We start from the raw sequence: 1,343 nt of genomic DNA, 5'->3' as shown, positions 1-1,343 counted from the left end.
GCCTGACGCTGCAGGAGCGTTGGTTCACCGACGGCAACTACGGCAACCAGTACGTCGTCTGCGCCCCCGGGACCTGCCCCGCCTCGACGCCCAACGCCCCGACGATCGACAAGAACTTCATGCCGGGCGCGTTCTACATGGACGTCGGCGGAACATACGCCATCCGCCAGGACGTGACGGCCTACTTCAAGGTCGACAACCTGTTCGACCGCGCTCCGGCCAAGTCGCCGAACTATGCCAATCCGGCGCTGTACGACATCGTCGGCCGGATGTACCGCGCGGGCGTCCGCTTCCGGTTCTGATCGCTCGGGCCGCGCCGGCGACGGCGCGGCCGCATCGCCTTGTGGCCGATCACCCACCTCCTCCGATCGGCCATCCCGGCCGGCGCCTCCTTCCAGGCGCCGGCCGTCTTTTCGTCGAAGATCTGGCGGGCGGCCGCTAGCGCGGGTTCGCTAAGTCGCCCCTGATGGTTAAGGTTGAACCTGAGGTCTGACCTCTCCTTCCGCGATGGCGGCCCGCATGGCGCCTTAGTCGCGCGACTGGAGCGAATTTCCTTGGCATTACCGTAAGATGCGCTGAGCCTCTGAAGGCTTCCGCGCCGCCAAATTGCCTGACAACTTGCCAAGGCCGGCCCGGTTGCGCTTATAGGATGCTTCCACACCCAGGAGCCCCATGCCCATGCCGACGGACGCGCCGGACGACAAGCCGATCACGCGATCGGCCAAGGGGTCTGGACGACGTCTGCGCGGGGCGGTGGCCCACTATCTTGGAACGGCCATCGTCTCAGGCGAGATCGCGCCTGGCGAGACGCTGAGCGGAGAGATCGCCAACGCCGCGGCGCTGGACGTCTCGCGAAGCGCCTATCGCGAGGCGGTCCAGGTCCTGACCGCCAAGGGCCTGGTGGAGAGCCGGCCCAAGGCTGGCACCCGGGTTCTTCCTCGCAACCGGTGGCACATTCTCGACCCCATGGTTCTGGCCTGGGCGTTCTCGGCCGAGCCGGACGCCGGCCTGGTGCGCGACCTCTTCGAACTGCGCGCGGTGGTCGAACCGGCCGCGGCGCGGTTCGCCGCCGAGCGCCGGGACAAGGACGACATCAAGGCGATGAAGGACGCCCTGGCCGGCATGCGACGCCATACCCTGGCCACGGAAGCCGGCCGCGCGGCCGACCGAGCCTTTCACGACGCCCTTCTGCGCGCCTCGCACAACGACGCGATGATCGCACTCAGCGCCAGCATCAGCGCCGCGGTCAGCTGGACGACCGAATTCAAGCAGCGCTCGCGCGCCCTGCCCCGCGATCCGGTGCCCGATCACGCCAGGGTCTGCGACGCCATCGTMGCTGGAGA

The 1,343-nt window shown here is 68.3% G+C and carries 1 protein-coding gene and 1 pseudogene; both read left to right on the top strand.

Going from position 1 to position 1,343, the window contains the following annotated elements; genetic code table 11:
- Nucleotides 1–302, top strand: a pseudogene (locus AC1DSO_RS24750) (TonB-dependent receptor); the annotation flags it as partial.
- 370 nt (nucleotides 303–672) lie between these two features.
- Nucleotides 673–1,343: FadR/GntR family transcriptional regulator (locus tag AC1DSO_RS24745; RefSeq protein WP_477071329.1), on the top strand; the 671-nt coding region annotated here is incomplete at its 3' end.

The organism is Caulobacter sp. P4_E5 (assembly GCF_056401555.1).
Note: the sequence above shows the minus strand (reverse complement) of the source record. Positions and strands in the feature narration are given on the sequence as shown.